We start from the raw sequence: 2,129 nt of genomic DNA, 5'->3' as shown, positions 1-2,129 counted from the left end.
GATCGGCTGCTCATCGCCAAGTTTCCCCACCACAACGATGAGTGGAACGTTATAGCCTGGGAGAAGACGGCGCTCGACCTTGCCGAGCGCGCCGGAATCGACGTTCCGCCCAACGACCTCGTCCACTTGGGCGATCGAAGCGTCCTCATCCTGGAGCGGTTCGACAGGTACAAGAGTCATCGTGTCGGCTACATGAGTGCGATGACTCTGATCGAGGGTAGCGACGGTGATCCGCGGGATTACACCGAGATCGCCGAGACGCTTGCAGAACACGGGTCTCAGACGAGCTCCGACTTGCGTCAGCTGTGGCGGCGTGTCGCGTTCTCGATTGTCATCCATAACACCGATGACCATCTGCGCAACCACGGCTTCCTCCGTCGTGGTGCGGGCTGGCGTATTTCTCCTCTGTTCGACGTGAACCCGAATCCCGATGTGGCTGCGCAACGAGTCACCGGGATAGGTGGGGCGCATCTGCGCTCTGACGGGATCACGGGGCTTATGACCTCTCTCGAGACCTTCGATCTCACCCACGCCGAAGCGAAACGGACGTTGCGCGAGGTGCTGGATGCGACCGCTGACTGGAGACGAGTCGCTGCCAAGAATGGCATTGCCGAATCAGAACAAGACCACTTCGTGGGTGCGTTCGACGGTGTTCGTGAGGAACTGGCGGACCACGCATCAGAGGTCTACTCCAGCCACGGATCATCCAATCGAAGCTCCGAACAGCCACGCGTACCCAAAGGCATGCCGGGTGCAGGGCAGTTCGGACACAAGAGGACGCGCGGTGATGGCCCCGTTCAGTAATTGTAGTTGCGACGTGCAGTGCTGGAGGCGTTCCGCGTTGTAGGCGGTGAAGGTGGGGAGACTGCCGTCTCGTTACGCCGACGACGGTGGTTCGGTGTGGCGTGCACGGGGTTGCTCAACAGTACATTCCGTGCTGTATAGTTCAGTCTGTGCTGACCATTCCTTCTCGTCTTGATGCTATGAACCGGCTAGGTCGCGCCCTGGCCGACCCCACGCGGTGCCGCATCCTGCTGGCGCTGCTCGACGGACCGGAGTATCCGGGGCGGTTGGCCGAGAAGCTCGAGCTGACCCGGAGCAACGTCTCTAATCACCTCACCTGCCTGCGCGGATGCGGCATCGTTGTGGGCATTCCGCAGGGAAGGCAGATGCGGTACGAGATCGCCGACGCGCACTTGGCGCACGCACTGACCGATCTTCTCGGAGTGGTGCTTGCCGTCGACACCGGCGAGCCCTGTATCGACGACGAACGGCCACTCGACGACTCGTGCGCGGTTGAGGACGGCATCGTGCTCGATGGAGGGCTGCGAATCAGCGAGGGACACGCGGGCAGTGAGCGGTGGATCGACGGTGAGCGTCCCGATGATCGGGAAGCGGTGACTCCATGACGGGCGGCGCGGATCCCGCGACGAGTGACGTGGCGGTGCTGGAGGAGCGTACGAGGGTGCTGCGCCGCCGGGTGCGGCTGGTGGTCGCCGCGACCATCACCTACAACGTCGTCGAGGCGGTGATCGCGATTTCCGCCGGCATGGCCGCCTCGTCCGCGGCTCTGGTCGGCTTCGGCCTCGACTCCACCGTCGAGGTGATCTCGGCAGCGGCGATCGCCTGGCAGTTCGCCGGGCGCGACCACGAGACGCGGGAGCGGACGGCGCTGCGGATCGTGGCCTTCTCGTTCTTCGCGCTGGCCGCGTACGTGACCTTCGACGCCGTCCGTGCATTCGCCGGGGTGTCGGAGCCCGAGCACAGCACGGTCGGAATCGTCCTCGCCGCGGTAAGCCTGGCCGTGATGCCGCTGCTCTCGTGGTTCGAACGCCGGACCGGTCGGGAGCTCGGATCGGCGAGTGTCGTCGCCGACTCCAAGCAAACCCTGATCTGTTCCTACCTGTCTGCCGTCCTGCTCGTCGGTCTGGTGCTCAACTCGGCATTCGGACTGTGGTGGGCCGATCCGATCGCGGCGCTGGCGATCGCCGGGTTCGCGGTCCGGGAGGGTCTCGAGGCATGGCGTGGCGATGCCTGCGGTGCGTCCGCGAGCGCCCTGCTGGCCAGCCCCGACGCCGACCTCGACGCCGGCTGCGGCGATGGGTGCACGGACGGCTGCTGCCGCGCGG

At 65.0% G+C, this 2,129-nt stretch carries 3 protein-coding genes; all 3 read left to right on the top strand.

The window, feature by feature from the left end:
* A partial coding sequence (locus ELR45_RS18245; protein WP_165367889.1) for a type II toxin-antitoxin system HipA family toxin occupies positions 1 to 804 on the top strand: 804 nt, incomplete at its 5' end.
* A gap of 149 nt (positions 805 to 953) precedes the next feature.
* A complete protein-coding gene (gene cmtR / locus ELR45_RS18240; protein WP_129667663.1) occupies positions 954 to 1,409 on the top strand; it encodes a Cd(II)/Pb(II)-sensing metalloregulatory transcriptional regulator CmtR in 456 nt (151 codons plus the stop codon).
* Positions 1,406 to 2,129: cation efflux transmembrane domain-containing protein (locus ELR45_RS18235; RefSeq protein WP_129667792.1), on the top strand; the 724-nt coding region annotated here is incomplete at its 3' end. The genes cmtR and ELR45_RS18235, both read left to right, overlap by 4 nt.

It is taken from the genome of Phytoactinopolyspora endophytica (assembly GCF_004138495.1).
Taxonomy (GTDB): Bacteria; Actinomycetota; Actinomycetes; order Jiangellales; family Jiangellaceae; genus Phytoactinopolyspora; species Phytoactinopolyspora endophytica.
The sequence above is the reverse complement of the archived record's forward strand: the minus strand, read 5'-3'. Positions and strand labels throughout refer to the sequence as shown.